The sequence below is a fragment of the Corynebacterium lehmanniae genome, from assembly GCF_043161975.1.
GTDB classification, from domain to species: domain Bacteria; phylum Actinomycetota; class Actinomycetes; order Mycobacteriales; family Mycobacteriaceae; genus Corynebacterium; species Corynebacterium lehmanniae.
Genome location: NZ_CP170998.1, coordinates 316,931 through 332,934 on the forward strand (window position 1 = coordinate 316,931; position 16,004 = coordinate 332,934).

A 16,004-nucleotide genomic window follows, 5' to 3' on the forward strand; every position below is an offset into this window, starting at 1 on the left:
GAGCAGTTGTATAGCAACGGTAAAAGTCGCGCGTGCGGTTAGGCGTGCCGAGCATCGTTTTCTGCTAGTTTTTGCCGAATGTACTAGCTTTAATAGAATGTTTAGCATTCGCTTTCAGTTTAAGAGATATTGAAGTTATGTCTCCGAAGCCTAGGATTATGACGGTTTATGGCACCCGGCCAGAGGCAATAAAAATCGCCCCAGTTGTGAGCGCATTGCGAGGAGATCCTCGGTTTGACTTAGTCGTAATCTCGACAGGTCAACACCGTGAAATGCTTGAACAAGTGAATGCACGGTTTGGAATCAAGCCAGATTACGACTTGGCCCTGATGAAGCCTGGTCAGTCACTAAATGAATTAGTGTGGCGTGCATTAGAAGGTCTTGACGCTCTAATAACAAAAGAGAAGCCTGACATTATTATTTCTCAGGGCGATACCTCGACTGCTATGGCCGCAGCGCTCGCTGGCTTTAATAGGGGGGTTCGAGTCGTCCATCTTGAGGCGGGATTGCGCACGCAAGATATCTCTTCTCCATTTCCTGAGGAAGCGAACCGGAGGATTATAGGACAAGTTGCTAGCTTGCATTTGGCTCCGACGAACGTGTCACTGGAGAACTTACGACGAGAGAGTTTTCCCGCCGAAGACATTGTGGTTACAGGTAATACAGTGATCGACGCCTTGCTGGCAGCATCAACTTGGGATGTTTCATTTGAGGATCCGAGACTTGAGGAGTTGCGGCGAAATGACAAACGTGTTGTGCTCCTGACTACCCATCGCCGAGAAAACCTCAATGCAATGAAGGAAATCGGCGGCGCGATTCAAGACTTAGCAAAAACATATCCCAATTGCGTATTCACTCTTCCACTTCACCTTAATCCCAGAGTGCGGGAGGCAGTCCTTCCGGAAGTAGAGGACAACTCAAACGTAATTATCACTGATCCGTTACCCTACGATCAGTTTACCGCGCTAATGGCTCGTTCATACCTAGTGCTGACCGATTCGGGCGGGATTCAGGAAGAAGCACCGTCGTTGGGTAAACCGGTGCTAGTAATGCGTGAGAATACCGAACGACCAGAGGCAATTGTCGCCGGAACGGTCAAGCTTGTAGGTACAGATCGAAAGCGAATTGTGGAGGAAGCTCGGACACTTCTCGATGACAAGAGGGCTTACGAAGTGATGGCGAACGCGGTAAACCCTTACGGCGACGGGAAAGCGTCGTCGCGGGTGATTGCCGCAATCGCCGAGTTGGTTGGGGTAGGAAGACGAATGCCTCAGTTTGAGCCCTAGGTAGTGCTGAAGGCTCGAGAGTTGTTGTGTGCGGGGATGTGGGGGTTATAGTTGTTAGCGGCAAATTGCAAATAGGGGCTATAGCTCAGTCGGTTAGAGCCGCGGACTCATAATCCGCTGGTCGCGGGTTCGAGCCCCGCTGGCCCCACAATCACTAGTTGGCGGGAGGAAAAGTCAAATGCGCATCCTCCTAATTAGCCAATATTGGGAGCCTGAGAACGGGGTGCCACAACGACGCTGGTCCTGGCTAGCCAACGTGCTGGAAAAAGCAGGGCACGAATTGTTCGTTGTGGCGCCTCCGCCACACTACAAGCGTCGAGTTTCATTCAAGGAATGGCTCGCAGAAAAGGGGTATCGCTCTAAGGAGGATAGTTGCGAAATAAACTCTAATCGGGTGGTTCTTCGCTCTGGTTACGTGCCGGGAGGCGACTCGATCTCTCAGAAAGCCCTCAATCAGATTGCCGTTGCTGCTGGGGCCATTCACGTGATCGTCCGAAGACCAGGGAAACTCGCCGGGTTTCAGCCCGATTTAGTGATTGGTACCGTCCCAGCTATACCTACGGCTTTTGTGGCTGCATTAGCCGCACGGCGGTTCAAGGCACCATATGTAATTGATCTGCGTGATGCCTGGCCAGAATTGCTAACCGTTTCCGATCGTTGGAATGCTGCGATGGGTGAACCTTCGCTACGTCAGCGGATTCTTTCGAAAGGACCTCTTCAGATTGCGGTTGGTATTGCGAACATATGGCTTAATCAGGTGCTGAAACATGCCTCCGCAGTTATATCAACCTCGAGCCGACTAGAGAAAAAATTGCAGGCTCGCTATCCAGAATCCCAAAAAACTTATACCGTGCGGAACGTTTTTCCTCCCGAAACCCTAATTGCGAAGGAGCCTCTTCTCGATGGCCCTAACGATACATTGAACGTTCTTTATGCTGGGACTCTCGGGCGCGCGCAAAATCTTGCAAATGCGCTCTGGGCAGCGAAAGAGGCGGAGCTTGCTGGTGTGCACGTGCGTCTAAGGTTCGTTGGAGCTGGAGCTGCAAAATGTGAGCTTGTGGAATTAGCAGATCGCTTGGGCATTGAAGCCACGTTCGAGAGCTACCGAAGCGCGGAACTGCTTCGAGAATGTTACGAGTGGGCTGACACCGCCCTTGTGCACCTTACTGACTGGAGTCCGCTTGTTGAGGCTGTACCGTCGAAGACGTACGAACTGATGAATCAGGGCCTTCATATCTCGGGCGTAGTCCAAGGCGAAACCGCCGACATCATCCGGAGGCTGAAAGCGGGCGACGTAGTTGAACCTGAAAGTCCTGAAGCCCTCGCTCAACTATGGGTTGGTCTCGCGGAAAACCGGTCAATGCTCCAAGTATCCGATACCGGGAGAAGGTGGGTGCGTCACAACCAGGAAGTTGTCGCGCCAGCAACTATTATGGAGTGTGTTGAATGGGTGTACAAAACGCACCAATGAGATCAAAATACCTCCCACTAGCAGCAAGCAATTATATCGTGCAGTTAACGCGGTCCCCGCACGCTTTTGCTTCAAAGGTGAGTAGCCGCCTTCTAGGCCACACGTTTAATTGGCCACCGCCTCCGGATCACCGTCAGAGCGATTTCCGCGTGCCTATCATACCCTCGCCTACTGGTGGAGCCGCCGTGGCGCCACTTCATATCTTGACGAATTCGCTACCACATTCGACTGGTGGATATGCGATTCGGAGCCATCACATCTTGACGGCCCAGAGAGGCGCAGGAATGAAAGTATCGGCGCTTACTCGGATAGGCTACCCCGTCAACATCGGGCGATTCCCCACGGGAACTAGCGAACTCCAAGACGGGATTACTTACAGTCGAGTTCTTCCATCTGTCTTCCCTGTTTCGTTCAAATCTCAGATACGGGAATACGCAAAGTGGATCGTTTGTGAGGCGAAACGCCGTGATTCTACGGTCATCCATGCAACAACTCCGTGGCCAAATGCGGCTGCGGCATCCCTTGCTGCACGTGAGCTGGGGATTCCCTGGATTTATGAAGTACGGGGTGAGCCAGAGGCGACATGGGCAGCGAAGCAGCCCCCTGGATCTGCCCCGCTGATGACTGCCTTTTTCAATGCCTCCCGGTCAAAAGAGGAAGAAGCGATGCGTGCAGCAGCAGCGGTGGTTACGCTGAGCGAAGTATCCGCCGATTCGCTTCGCAAGCGTGGGGTCGTCGGAAGAGAGATGATAGTAGTGCCAAATGCTGTGGACGAGCAATGGCCTGCTCAGCGTATTGCAGTTGAGATGGCGCAACGCAAGCTCGGACTACCTCCACGGCGCTATATCGGCGCTGTAAGCTCGCTCGTTGAATATGAAGGATTTGATGATCTAATCTGTGCACTGCACTACCTGCCCAGCGATGTCTCAGTTCTTTTGGTTGGTGACGGCAATTCATTGTCAACTCTCCGTAAGCTTGCTAAAACTGAGCAACTGGAAGATCGGGTTGTGTTTGTCGGTCGCCATTCACATGACGATATAGCGAAGTTCTACAGCGCCCTTGATGTTTTCGTCGTCCCCCGCAAAGAATCGCTGGTGACCCGCACCGTTACCCCTATAAAGACATTGCAGGCTCAAGCGTTCGGCATTCCAATCGTTGCCAGCAACCTACCAGCTCTACGTGAAGTAACAGGTGGCACGGAACGATACGTGCGTCCGGGGTTCCCGCAAGGCATCGCGGTAGCCGTCAACAATGCACTGCAGAATCCCGCACCTCCTCCACCAAAATTATTTACGTGGGCCGACGCAGCACAAAAATATAGGAAGCTATACGAGGCGCTATAACGTTTTAAAGGGGATGAAACCAAGCCTTTCCAGTGCCAAGTTGTCGTTTACCACAACTGCTTCAAGCGCGGCACGAAAGACAGACTTTGGCGGAGCGATGTGGCCGTTGCCCCAATTGTCTTTAAGTAGTCTCAAGTCTAAATCGGAGCCCAACTCCTGCACAAACGGATTCAGATGTCTGCGGATGTGGAATTCGTCGGTAGAGTTCTGCATGTAAAGCACTGGGGGGGTGGAGTCTGCAGCACTCAGCCTCTCAATCGCAGAGCTGTAACCGGCAGCTATGAACGCTTCGCGGTCGCCGTTCCAAGCAATATCAAGGTATTTCTGAACGTGATCGTCGTGGTAGAGAAGCACGTTGGTCTGGGCGTTGGCGATAAGCACTTTGGCTTCTGGGAACGCAGCAGCTTGGATAAGCGAGGCGAATCCTCCACCTGAGGAACCAAAAAGCACAATACGTTTAGCTCGTATGGATCGCGCGATCTTGCGAATTATCTTGGTTGTCAGTTTTGGCAAATCTGGCTGAAACTCATTACCCGCATGCCAAGCGAGCGGTAGCAGCGGTGAAAGATAGAGGCTAGGGTCTGTGAAGGCGAGTCTTGATACTCGGAGCCCACTGGCCAAATTTGAACCAGGAAAAATTGGCAGTGTGGCGTTTAACTCAAGGGCACCGTGAAACACAACAAGTAAAACGTCCGCTTGGGATCGAGTTAGCTCGAAATCTATCGGTAAGCCGTGGTGCCATACAGAATGCACGCCCTGTCGGATGCGCTGCGATTCTAGAAATGCATTGGCTGTCGGCCATGCTCTTTGTATTGTTGGGAAGAAGCCGACTGCTCGGTCTCTAGCCAATTTTGATTCTCTAGGCTCGGAGAAGAGCCCAGGTGTTTGGTACGTCGCGACCAAGCCGGAGATGGCGCGACGTGCCTGCATCAACTGGCGCCGGTATGCACGTTTCTTTTCGTATGAAAGTTGCACGTCTATACCTCTACGTGTCTTAGATTCTTTCCTAGCGTCTCTATTTCGGAGTAAGCAAGGATCTCTGTCTCGGATATCTGCCAAGTGTGCCTGTCATTTCCGCGGATACAGACGTAGTTGAAGCTGTCCGCAGAATAGACCTTGCGTCCCTTGCGCTCAAGCTTCATCAAGAAATCGCTATCTTCACCCTTTGTGCGGTCTGCAAATGGAGTTTCAGCGAACACGTTTCTCCACCCGACGAAAGTGGCGCCAGCAACGAAATTCCGCCAAAGATGTTCTTGGTGCTTCCAGCGCCGTGCGATGACGTCGAAACCTGGCAAATAGAAGTAAATTGACCCTTTCCCCACTAAGTCTGCGTTCATATTGATCAACGTATTGACTTGGTCGCGTAGGTAATTAGGCAAATAGTAGTCATCGTCATCAAACTTCGCGACGATCTTGCCTGAAGTTGCTGCTACTAAGTCGTTTAGGCACTCTCCCAAACTTACCGACTCTTTTCGGTGCAGCACCTTAATTCGTGAGATCCCAAGTCTATTCGCCCGCTCTTCGAGGTCAGGGGAAAGCTGGATTCCATGACCTAAAACTATTAGCTCAATATCCTGGTAGGTTTGCCAAGCGACTTGTTGAAGAAGATGTGTCAACTCAGTGTCACGGTTGGTAGAACAAATGATGCTTACCAGAGGGGTCGATATACCAGTGCTAGGTAGTTCCAGCGCTTGGACTAGCGCGCTGGCCCGGTGCTGATAAGTGTGTTCCTCCCAAACCCGCCTCAGGGCGAGGTGAGCAGTTCGGCGGCGTAGCATTTCAGACTCAACTTGGGCGCGTAGGATTAGCTCAGCGTCCCCAGAGTGAGCCGATGGAACCTCTTCTGCAGTGAAGAAGTTCCGCAAAGCTTTTGATTCGGTACTTACTACAGGCGTACCGGACGCGGCGATTTCAAATATTCGCCGTGCACACATGCTAGGGCTTTCCGTCACAGAATTTACATTGAGAAAGACTTTGAAGGAACGATACGCCGACAGCATTTCCGGATAGGGGAGTGATCCGACTACATGTTCGTGCCATTTAAATGGGAACTGATACTTAGAATCGCCGCCGGCATGGCGAGAAAAGATAGTGAAATTTGTATCGGACTGCTGGCTGATGCGATGAGCCGCAGACAATAAGACGTCCATTTGGCGGCGACGTTCGGGGAATTTGTGTCGGAAATACGTGCCTGCGAAGGCTATGTCACCGGACTCTTCAGGAAACCCGTTTCTAGCCGGATTTTGAATCGCCGGTTGAGCTGCGAAAGGAAGAGTGAATATTTTCGCAGACGGGAAGAGTCGTTCGTACTTCGGTAGTGTATTCGAATCGGTGGTTGCGATAAAATCGAATAGCGCGGCGGTGCCTTTGAAATCCTCGAAGTGGGCGGGATCTTCTTTATTCCAGAAAATGGTGGGTATTCCGCGATGCTTGCATTGCCTAATAATTTCACGCAGAGCGGGGGATGGGGCATTCTGCCCCGTGAGCTGATATTGCCATTTGCCGCCATTGCCGGCCCACGCCGCTTCAACTAGCACAAAATCCACTGGGGGTACTGTAGCGCCTGGGTCTAAAGGGATTAGCGTAAATTCCGGTCCCCAGGCAGCGAGAGAGAATTCATCTAGGATGCACCCGACAGTGAACGGGAAATGGGGCTCAACTGTTGGGGTGGCAAATTTGCTGCCGAGCGTGACCGCGGGGAAACCACTCGTTGACAGGCGTTGGATCTTTTTATGCTTTAAGAGTCGCTGGGCCTGTCGGAGATTGTATACAACAGGTCTAGGCGCGTGTTGCAGAATGAAACGCTTGGCGGTGGTCGCTGCAGACCGTGTCATTCCCTCAAGCGTGGCAGACAGCTTGATCATTTTAATTCGCTCCTTACCCTTAAGTAATATTTCGATCATAGGTTGAGAGGAGAACAGGAATGCTTCGAAGACACTCACAAGTGGGAACCACTCAAGCTCATGCTTCCACCCAAGATAATCCCACTGAAACGCTGGTGGTTTGTATGCGGGGCATGCGCAAACTCAATGTTCGGCCCTCCCTGCCGTTATACATAGCTCAACTGTGGGAGAGGCGGAATTTTATCGTTACGGATGCGCGATTCAGGGCCTTCCGTACCGCCAAGAGCTATCATCTGTGGCGGTTCTGGCTGATCGCACAACCAATGCTGGATGCGGCGATGTACGGTTTGATTTTTGGTTTCCTTCTAAAGACGTCTCGTGGTGTTGAAAATTTCATAGGGTTCTTAATCCTTGGAGTGACGTTTTTCGGCTTTATGACATCCTTGGTCAACGGCGGGCAGTCATTGATTCAAACGTCTAAAAATCTCATTCAAGCTTTTTCCTTCCCTAAGGCGACACTGGTTTTATCTCAATCGCTTCGATATCTGATCGACAATCTTCCCGCGCTTCTAGTCGCTGTTTTTGTTGCGCTTGGAACCCAGTGGGGAAAGCCTCTATCCTGGACGATCATCCTAGTCGTGCCGCTCACCTTACTGATGTGGGCATTTGGAACCGGCTTAATGTTCATTATTGCCCGTATTACATCATTTCTACCGGACTTTAAAGTGTTGATCAGTGTGGGGCTGCGCGCTTGGTTCTTCAGCTCGGGAATCTTTTTCCCGCTGGAACGCTTTGCGCACTCACCATTTCTCTATGATTTATTCTCCCTCAACCCTGGGTACCTTTTTCTCGACGCAGTTCGAGGGGCCGTCCTCTATTCCACCGCCCCTTCTTTAGCCCGTTGGTTAACTCTCGCTTCCTGGGGGGTAGGGCTGCTGCTCGTAGGCCTAGTCTTCTTCTGGAGGGCCGAAGAAAGGTATATTAATGTCCGTCAATAATCGTGATAACGTCGCCGTGGAACGGGAGATTACACGCATAGATAACCCGGCGGTTGTAGCGCAGAACATTGGGAAAGACTATCTACTAAAAGGGGCATCCGCGAATGCTGGCAGGGGTTTAGGGAGGCAAAATCGGTCGCGTACCGTGGATGCACTTAGATCTGTAAGCTTTGTTGCTGGTAAGGGTGAATCGATCGGTATTGTCGGGCGCAATGGTTCGGGGAAGTCGACCCTTCTTAGGATAGTTTCGGGGAGCGAAGCACCAACTTCTGGAATGATCCATGTTTCCAGCCAGCCAACGCTCCTCGGTGTGGCACCGGCCCTTCAAAGCTGGCTGACAGGCGAGCAGAATGCCTATCTTGGCCTTCTTGCGCTTGGGATGCAGGCAGAAGAAGCTAGAGACACCGTTCCTGAAATTATCGAGTGGGCTGAGCTCGGCGAGGCTGCGACACGGCCGATGGGGACCTATTCCTCGGGCATGGGGTCAAAACTAAGCTTCGCCATCTCTACCGCCGTGAGGCCGGAAATTTTGCTCGTGGACGAGGCTCTTTCAACAGGTGATTCGGCTTTCGGCGCTAAAGCGCAGAAGCGAATGGATTCCCTCCTAGAGGATGCCGGAAACATTTTCCTAGTCTCGCATGCGTTGGATACCGTAAAGCGGAATTGTGACAGATGTATCTGGATACATCGTGGCGATATGATCGCGGATGGGCCGACAGACGAGGTTATTTCGCAGTATTCTAATTTTTCAGATTTGCTGAGAAAAGGGGAGGACTCAAAGTCGTTGGAGTTCCTTGAGGAGGTCCAAGCGGAGCTTCCCATTTTAGAAATCAGGACAACCTAGGAAACCGTATAGCGATTTTCGTAGCGCGAGCTCCGAGGTAAAGTAGCGGTCATGCAGTTTCCCCGCTTTTTCCAACTAAACTTAGGCCTTACCTCTGTTGGTTTCATAGCGATGGTGGTTTCCCGACTTGGACAAACTACTATCGCCCGCAGCTACCGATCTGCATTGGAGGGGGTTGGTCTGACGCTGATTGGCGCAGGGGAAGTAGTCAAACTGGTCCGCTTAGAGCGTGAATCTCAGAGGGCGGCAGAACGTGCCCGGGTTGGCCAAAGGGCATTAAGTAGACTTGCGGCGAAAGCGAATACAGCGCCCCGAGTCACGCGCGCGGAGCGACGGAAGTCAAGCCGCGATACTTCTTTAAAGGACTTGCGGGTTGCAGCCATACTAGATGAGTTCTCTTATCGCAGTTTCGCTCCTGAATGCCAGCTCACAGCTTTGACTCCCGAGAGCTGGAAGCAGCAATTCCACGAGCTCTCGCCCGATCTGTTTTTCTGTGAGTCGGCTTGGGCCGGTCACGATTCAGATCTACGGCCTTGGCGCGGAAAAATTTATGCTTCAGAAAAGTTCTCGCACGAGAACCGACAAGTGCTGCTTGAGATTCTTGAGCATTGCAAAAGGGAGGGTATTCCGACAGTTTTTTGGAACAAGGAGGATCCGTCACATTTTGACGACAAAGCCCATAATTTTGTAGACACAGCCCTGAAATTTGACCATATTTTTACAACCGATAGTGACTGCGTGCATCGGTATAAGGAAGAGTTTGGTCACCCGAGTGTCCACACTCTGCAGTTCGCCGCGCAGCCTAAACTTTTTAATCCGATCGAATTCGCCGAGCGTACGGATGATGTCGTCTTTGCTGGCGGATGGTATGAAAATCATAGGCAACGATCGGAGGATATGGAACGTATCTTTGATTCGGTAGTCCACGCGGGCCGTGAGCTCAAAATCTACGATAGGTATTTCTACTTCCGGGATGACGACACCCACATCTATCCGGCTCGCTTTGCCCGCTATATTCATCCCCCGGTTCCAGCGGAAGATATGGCTGGAGTGTATAAAGAGTCCACCATCGGAATTACCATCAACACTGAGAGCAACTCAGAAACGATGTTTGCTCGTCGCATCTTCGAACTTATGGCCTGCAACACGTTTGTTGTGTCCAATTATTCGAAAGGCATCGACATGATGTTCGGGGACTCGGTGCTCTACCTCGATCGTTCACCGGGCGCTCTAACTGCTCTGACTAAGGCAGAAATGGACGAATCCCGTCGAAGCAATCTGCGTTTGGTCCTTAGCGAACATACTTACGCGAAACGATTGGAAAAGGTCGCTCGGGTAGCCGGCTTGTCATTTGAATCGGCCACGGCGACGGTAGCTGCATTGATCCTTCTAACTGATAGCAGGAAGGCAAGCGACGCATTTGATGTGTTGCGTAATCTCGACGCGAACACGGTAAAGGAACGAATAATAGCTGTTGGACCTTCGGTGGAACCTTTCGAATTTGGTCTTCTGCTAAGAGATTTTAACCGCGACGGCGTGCAGGTGATTTGGCTTGGGGATGATGCGCAGCGTGGGCACGAGTTGCTTGGAGACGTTGGTGTAGACCAATTTTTGGTTTCGCGTGTCGAGAGTTTTCCCGCTCAGGAGGACGTCGGTGAAGTGATAGGGGACTTGCTTTTGCATGCACAGTATTCGCCGTGCCCAGTCACATTTTTGAAGGGCGAGCAAAAAACCTACAGGATTGTATCGGGTAATCTGAACGGGCCAACGATAGTTCCTGCAGCATTGATTCACGAAGTGCTGGGATCCGAATTGTCGGGAACTCCCTTCGATCAGATCTTCGTCGACAGGAGCAATTGATGTCTCCAATAGTGAGCGTTATTGTCCCAATCTTCAACCCTGGTCCAAAATTTCAGCGTTGCCTTATGTCACTAACGCGGCTGCGTAAGTTGATGGATATACAGGTTGTACTGGTTGATGACCATTCTTCAGACGGTACCTTTCGTCGGATTGAGGAGTTCGCAAATTCCAGGGATTGGGTGATAGCGGAACGTCTGCCTAGTAATTCAGGATCGCCGTCTACTCCTAGAAACGTTGGACTGAGGCTTTCCGATGGTGAATACATCATTTACCTAGATGCAGACGACCAAATTCTCCCCGACGGAGCTATTTCGGCCATCGACGTCGCGCGCCAGACGGGCGCTGATTTTGTCCGGGCCCCGCTGGTCCGCAGAGATGCCGAAGGGGATCGGGTGATGAATACGATTGATGGATGGCAACAACTGCGTACCCGCCGAGGGAGGGCTGAGGCCATTGTCCGGTTCCATAGCACGACTCCAACCGCGGTGTTTTCGAGAAAGTTCTTGGTCGATAATGAATTGGCATGGCCGTCAGAATTGCACCTAGCGGAAGACGCGGTGTTTCTGTACGAATCGCTGGTTTTGGGTAAAGTCGAATACTCCAAAGAGCCCCTATACATCTATGACGCTCGGCCGGAACACGGTCAAACCTCGGCAACCCAGCGATATGAGGATTCCGAGATGCTCAACCATGTAGTGGCGTGGTCTAGGGCGCAACGAATCCTAGAACAGATCGGCATCGACTTCTTCGCCGTTCGCGGACAGGTGGCCCTTCAATCTGCTATTGAAAGTATGATTGAAAATAACCAAACTGGTTTTAGCAGAACGGTATTTCGCCGTTTCGGGGACCTTTTAAGAAATCACTCAGAGGTTGCTGACTACATCTATCGTGAACGTGTCGGTGAGGTGCGGGACCATATTCTCAAGGATCGGTACGATGCCTTTTTAGAGTCGATAAAGCAGAGGGTCGTGATTGCCGGGCATGATATGAAGTTCATAGAACCGGCCGTGTCGCGGCTCAAAGAGGTCTACGCGATAAAATACGATAACTGGTCCGATCACGATCGGCATGACGAAACGCGGAGTCAAGAGCTTCTTGCATGGGCGGATATAGTCTTCTGTGAATGGATGCTAGGCAATGCCATATGGTACTCAGAGCGTAAGCTTCCGCACCAGCGCTTGTATATTCGCGTTCACCGATTCGAACTTAACAAGCCTTATGGTTTAGATATCGTGATCGAAAACGTCGAACGCTTCATAGTTATTGCACCCGCCTTAATGGACGAACTCCAGCTGTCATTTAATGTTCCTAGAACCAAAATCGTGTACAGGCCAAACTATTTGGCGATTGACCAATATGTAAGCGGTGATGATCCCGGGCGAGTCCACCGCTTAGCAATGGTGGGCATTGTGCCGAAGTTAAAAGGTTTAGATCGAGCGCTCAAAGTTCTCGCGGAACTCCGCGAGTATGATCCTAACTACACGCTTACTCTTTTTGGAAGACATCCGTCTGAGTTGCCATGGGTGGCGAGCAACCCGGACGAAGTTGCCTATTATCAGCGATGTAAGCAGTACATTGACGAAAATGGGCTAGGCGACGCAGTCAAATTTGATGGGTGGGTTGATACCCGGAATGAGCTGGCGAAATTTGGATTTGTGCTCTCAATGAGTGATATCGAGGGGTCTCATGTTTCTGCAACGGAGATCTTCTTCGCTGGAGGCGTGGGGGTTTTCAGAAAGTGGCCCGGAGTGGCTTTTCTCTACCCAGAAGAATTCATTTTCAGTAATAGACATGCACTAGTTGATTTTATTTTGTCGTGCAGGAATCTAAAACGATTCCAGTACTTTCAAGAACTAGGCAGGAACGCGATGACGCAGCTTTACGAAAGCGGCAACTAAACTGAGCGAAGTTAGCTCGGTGTAGGGCCACCCCGCGCCTGCGGGACGAAACCGAGTGGAGTCCGCATGCAATCGAATCTGCCAGATCGCTCTTTGGAGCTTCAGCGGAATTGAGATTATATGCTTAACACACCGTCGCCTGAGGGGTGATCGTGTTTAGACCACGTATTTAGTAATATGTTGGTGAGTTTCGGGAAATGCTCGGGCGGGTAATTGGTAACATCCTGCCCAGTTCGTCTTGAACGTATGCCCTCCTTCTGGAGCCTTCAACCTGGGGCGGAAAAGCGGTCGGGTAGCCGCCCCAGAGCACCAGCAGGGGCGTGATGTCACGCCGAGCGGGCGGAGTGGGCACACCATCAAAATCGATCGGAACGTCGGGCTATGAGCATGACTGTACCGGTCGACGAACTAGCTGGCCAAGCGTGACAGCGACACCACTACTCTGTTTGCGGAGCGTTATGGTTGGTGGTGCGAGAGCTTCTCGGGCCTTTAGCGTGACCACCGCTGGCTCTAACGGATGTGGCGGGTAATCCGGTGCTCTCAGCGCAAGAAAGCTATCAGAATTCTGCTCGGACTGGAACTGAGTACTCACCGACACGTTACTCACTACTTACCACGGTTTAGTTAAATGTGACCACGCAATTGCGATCGGCACTGCGCTCCTGAGCTCGCTATTTAGTTCTCGAAAACGCGACTCTATGCTCATAGGCAATATGGGGCTGATGGACTCACCGCCCTTTCATCGCGAAGACCACAATGAAAGGGCGGTGAGTAGATGAAAATTAATTATTTTAGCCGATCTCCAAACGCATGTCGATGGCGCGTAAAACGTCTCTCAGCCCTCGATCACCGGTTCCTCTAAACTCCGGGAGCCAAACTGTACCGATCTCAAAGGCTTCAGCGAGAAGTACCGTTGCGGCGATAAACGGTGCCCACCATTCGCGAGTGAAGGGCTCAAAATGTGCAGCAAAAACACCGGCATTTGAGGGGATATCGATGTTCGGCAGGTCCATGCTCCATCCAACACGCTTGCTAGAGTCGTGGAATGTAAGTAGGAACTCTCGATCTCGGTCAAACCCGTTAGCTATTTCAGGCAGATCAAGTTCACTCGACGCAGTGTTCAAAAGCGCCCGATTTGGACGTCGGTTGGGTTCCTTTGGCCGGAAGCTAACTTTCGAAAAATGGACAAAGGGCTGCCGGAGGAAGTTTTGAAGACCCTCGGCGACAGGTCTATCAACTTCGCCATCAACAGTCACCTTGCCTTCAACGAAGGGCCCAAAGGCAAGTACACCTGCGGTAGCAAGGGAGTTTGCGGAAACAGGGCGGGGGGAAATGAATTCGTTCTGGAGCTTTCTTGGCGTCGGGCTTCCGTCGTATTCCTCAGCTATGGCAGAGACTTGACTGAATCCAACGATGTCATCAAACGAATAGCTAAATTTCATTACTTTTCACCCTCAATCGTCAACAGGAAGTCTTGATCTTCCACTAAGTCATAAACAACGGGAGCAAATTCCGGTTCCACGCTGTAGATGTTTACCCAGAAACGTTCGTCATCAGGTGCAACCAACTCAAGCGCTGGATAGTCAGCTTCCTCGTCAGGCTCATTGGAAGTCTTGACCAGGTACACGCCGGGGGTACCTATCAGCGTTTCGACTGAATTCCAAAGTCCTCGCCTGAGCAGCCAGTCCGCAGTTGCTGATTTATTGTCGAAAAATTCGATTTGGTATCCGATATCAGCCAGGTCGAACACTGTGCTCCAGCTGGAGTTTTCGGCGATACCCCAAACCTGATGTTGATCCTTCCCGGGTATTTGAACCGAATACAGGTTTGACAGGTTAGGAACGCGAGTTTCGCGCTTTGCAACATCTTTCCCATAAACGAAGACTTTTCTGTTAGCCCAGGAATCTGGGCCGTACATGGTAAGCAGTGTACGGGGGATGTTGTTGCTTACCTCGACGGCGGGTGATTGCTTGTCTGCGTTTGATCGCTTGAATTTGGTTTGTGGCAGCGACGAGCTGGGGTGGCCGAACTGTTTCGATGTCGCCCAAGACGCCCGTTGATACGAGCTATCCGCATGTGTCACCTGCTTGTCATGGAGGCGGCGCAGGATAGCCAATTTGCCGGTATGTTTCAAGCTCATCCCGTTACGAAGCATTCGTAACGCCATATTGAGGTCAGACCCCGATCGGAAAGTTTCGTCGTAACGCGTTGTCTGCATCAGAGAGCGGCGGAGCATCAATGTCGGATGGAGGTAGACTTGGCCACCGAATCGAACTGCATCCTCCGAAAACTTTCGTCCAGGAAATACCTCAAATGCACCGCCGGGACGGTCCTCGAAATCGACCCATCCCCCGTATGTGCCGTCGACATCTTCTGTCAAGGCTGCGAAGTGGTCTTCGATTCGCGTCGGTAGCATTATGTCATCATCGTCGTGAATGATGATCCACTCTGCCGTTGCTAGATCAGTTCCGATATTTCTCGCTGCAGCCAGACCTATGCCCTCTGTCCGATGGATAGTGACTCGCGGATCCCGGATAGACGTTAGAAACTCCCAAGTTGTGTCATCCGATCCGTCGTCGATTACTATCAGCTGAAAGTCTTGGACAGTTTGCGTGAATACAGAGGCTAAGGCTTCTTTGAGATATCCGACCCGATTCTTGGTTGAAATAACTACAGAAACCAACGGGGTCGCGTCTGCGGGACGGTGCATCCAGTGCGTGAGGTTCCTGACGGGGCTTTGGTCATTGAGCAGGATTTCTGAGTTGCGGCGAATGGCGTTCGAGCCTTCCTGGGAGCTCTCACTCGCTGCTCTCGATGATGGATGCCAAATGTGATAGATGGCGATTTGCGGATCGTTGATCCAGTCGAACCGGTATCCTAGCTTCCGTAGTCTTTGAGCGAAATCGATGTCCTCGCCACCGTACGTGTGCATTCTCTCATCGAATCCCCTAGCTCGGAGGAATGCCTCCCGGGTGCAGGCGATCATACCGCCCATCCCGTACCTAGGGCGGAACAGAGATTCTGACTCGCACTTCTCGAAGTCGATTGAATCCAAAGTCGCAAAGTAGTCTGCGTTCATCTGCTCAGGCAGATCCTTGCACTGCAGTATGCAAACACGAGAAGTAGCCGAGTCGAAACGTTGCAATATACCCGAAATTGCATTCGGAGTGAAGATCATGTCGGCATCTGTGCTAATTAGCACCTTGCCGTTCGATTCCGCGAAGCCTGCATTGAGCGCCCGCGAACGCGACCAAGGATCGCCATTCTCTACTCGAACCAACCGTGCTTTTGCGGATTCGACAACTGACTGCACAGCTTCTGGTTCTGCGGATCCATAATCGACAACGATTACCTCCCCACCAGCGTCCTCGACCTGCGGGACAAGAGACGCTAAGGAAACGCCGAGACGATCGAGGCCCCAATCTTTAAAACCAATGACGACAGAAACGGTCTTCACGTGC

Annotated in this window: 11 protein-coding genes and 1 tRNA gene; 8 read left to right on the plus strand and 4 right to left on the minus strand. The window is 51.5% G+C overall.

Going from position 1 to position 16,004, the window contains the following annotated elements:
* The first annotated feature begins 158 nt into the window (after window positions 1-158).
* From wecB to ACF3NP_RS01560, 4 genes are all read left to right on the plus strand, one after another.
* Window positions 159-1,286, plus strand: a complete 1,128-nt coding sequence (gene wecB, locus ACF3NP_RS01545) for a non-hydrolyzing UDP-N-acetylglucosamine 2-epimerase (RefSeq protein ID WP_392398858.1) — start codon at window positions 159-161, stop codon at window positions 1,284-1,286.
* Between the two features lie 74 nt (window positions 1,287-1,360).
* Window positions 1,361-1,434: transfer RNA gene (locus tag ACF3NP_RS01550), tRNA-Ile, on the plus strand.
* Window positions 1,435-1,464: 30 nt separating this feature from the next.
* On the plus strand, window positions 1,465-2,757 hold the full coding sequence (locus ACF3NP_RS01555; protein ID WP_392398859.1) for a glycosyltransferase family 4 protein: 1,293 nt from the start codon (window positions 1,465-1,467) through the stop codon (window positions 2,755-2,757).
* Between the two features lie 284 nt (window positions 2,758-3,041).
* Window positions 3,042-4,100: a glycosyltransferase family 4 protein gene (locus ACF3NP_RS01560; protein ID WP_392398860.1), complete on the plus strand. Its 1,059-nt coding sequence runs from the start codon at window positions 3,042-3,044 to the stop codon at window positions 4,098-4,100.
* Here the strand turns inward: ACF3NP_RS01560 and ACF3NP_RS01565 are convergent.
* Together ACF3NP_RS01565 and ACF3NP_RS01570 are read right to left on the minus strand one after the other, a co-directional pair.
* Complete coding sequence (locus tag ACF3NP_RS01565; RefSeq protein ID WP_392398861.1) at window positions 4,095-5,075, minus strand: hypothetical protein; 981 nt, start codon at window positions 5,073-5,075, stop codon at window positions 4,095-4,097. The two genes, ACF3NP_RS01560 and ACF3NP_RS01565, sit on opposite strands and share 6 nt — an antisense overlap.
* Window positions 5,076-5,077: 2 nt before the next feature.
* Window positions 5,078-6,964, minus strand: coding sequence for a glycosyltransferase family protein (locus ACF3NP_RS01570; RefSeq protein WP_392398862.1), 1,887 nt, complete (start codon window positions 6,962-6,964; stop codon window positions 5,078-5,080).
* Window positions 6,965-7,044: 80 nt separating this feature from the next.
* Here ACF3NP_RS01570 and ACF3NP_RS01575 point away from each other — a divergent pair, with 80 nt between their 5' ends.
* Genes ACF3NP_RS01575 through ACF3NP_RS01590 form a run of 4 tightly spaced genes read left to right on the plus strand, consistent with a single transcriptional unit; the run spans window position 7,045 to window position 12,543 of the window.
* Window positions 7,045-7,941: an ABC transporter permease gene (locus ACF3NP_RS01575; protein WP_392398863.1), complete on the plus strand. Its 897-nt coding sequence runs from the start codon at window positions 7,045-7,047 to the stop codon at window positions 7,939-7,941.
* Window positions 7,928-8,785 (plus strand): ABC transporter ATP-binding protein, encoded by an 858-nt coding sequence (locus ACF3NP_RS01580; protein ID WP_392398864.1) that lies wholly within the window; start codon window positions 7,928-7,930, stop codon window positions 8,783-8,785. The genes ACF3NP_RS01575 and ACF3NP_RS01580 overlap by 14 nt, the downstream gene beginning before the upstream one ends.
* Before the next feature lie 51 nt (window positions 8,786-8,836).
* Entirely contained in the window at window positions 8,837-10,645 is a 1,809-nt protein-coding gene (locus ACF3NP_RS01585) for a CgeB family protein (RefSeq protein ID WP_392398865.1), read from the plus strand.
* The gene (locus ACF3NP_RS01590) at window positions 10,645-12,543 is read left to right on the plus strand and encodes a glycosyltransferase (RefSeq protein ID WP_392398866.1); all 1,899 of its coding nucleotides are present in this window, start codon (window positions 10,645-10,647) and stop codon (window positions 12,541-12,543) included. The genes ACF3NP_RS01585 and ACF3NP_RS01590 overlap by 1 nt, the downstream gene beginning before the upstream one ends.
* Before the next feature lie 791 nt (window positions 12,544-13,334).
* On the opposite strand, the gene ACF3NP_RS01595 is transcribed toward ACF3NP_RS01590, so the two are convergent.
* Together ACF3NP_RS01595 and ACF3NP_RS01600 are read right to left on the minus strand one after the other, a co-directional pair.
* Window positions 13,335-13,985, minus strand: coding sequence for a hypothetical protein (locus tag ACF3NP_RS01595; RefSeq protein ID WP_392398867.1), 651 nt, complete (start codon window positions 13,983-13,985; stop codon window positions 13,335-13,337).
* Window positions 13,985-16,000: a glycosyltransferase gene (locus tag ACF3NP_RS01600; RefSeq protein WP_392398868.1), complete on the minus strand. Its 2,016-nt coding sequence runs from the start codon at window positions 15,998-16,000 to the stop codon at window positions 13,985-13,987. The genes ACF3NP_RS01595 and ACF3NP_RS01600 overlap by 1 nt, the downstream gene beginning before the upstream one ends.
* Window positions 16,001-16,004: the final 4 nt, after the last annotated feature.

What these genes read in the sequence shown, in the direction of transcription:
- ACF3NP_RS01595 (WP_392398867.1), bottom strand. Translation starts at nt 13,985, where the DNA reads ATGAAATTTAGCTATTCGTTTGATGACATCGTTGGATTCAGTCAAGTC.
- ACF3NP_RS01555 (WP_392398859.1), top strand. Translation starts at nt 1,465, where the DNA reads ATGCGCATCCTCCTAATTAGCCAATATTGGGAGCCTGAGAACGGGGTG.
- wecB (WP_392398858.1), top strand. Translation starts at nt 159, where the DNA reads ATGACGGTTTATGGCACCCGGCCAGAGGCAATAAAAATCGCCCCAGTT.
- ACF3NP_RS01560 (WP_392398860.1), top strand. Translation starts at nt 3,042, where the DNA reads ATGAAAGTATCGGCGCTTACTCGGATAGGCTACCCCGTCAACATCGGG.
- ACF3NP_RS01580 (WP_392398864.1), top strand. Translation starts at nt 7,928, where the DNA reads ATGTCCGTCAATAATCGTGATAACGTCGCCGTGGAACGGGAGATTACA.
- ACF3NP_RS01570 (WP_392398862.1), bottom strand. Translation starts at nt 6,964, where the DNA reads ATGATCAAGCTGTCTGCCACGCTTGAGGGAATGACACGGTCTGCAGCG.
- ACF3NP_RS01590 (WP_392398866.1), top strand. Translation starts at nt 10,645, where the DNA reads ATGTCTCCAATAGTGAGCGTTATTGTCCCAATCTTCAACCCTGGTCCA.
- ACF3NP_RS01585 (WP_392398865.1), top strand. Translation starts at nt 8,837, where the DNA reads ATGCAGTTTCCCCGCTTTTTCCAACTAAACTTAGGCCTTACCTCTGTT.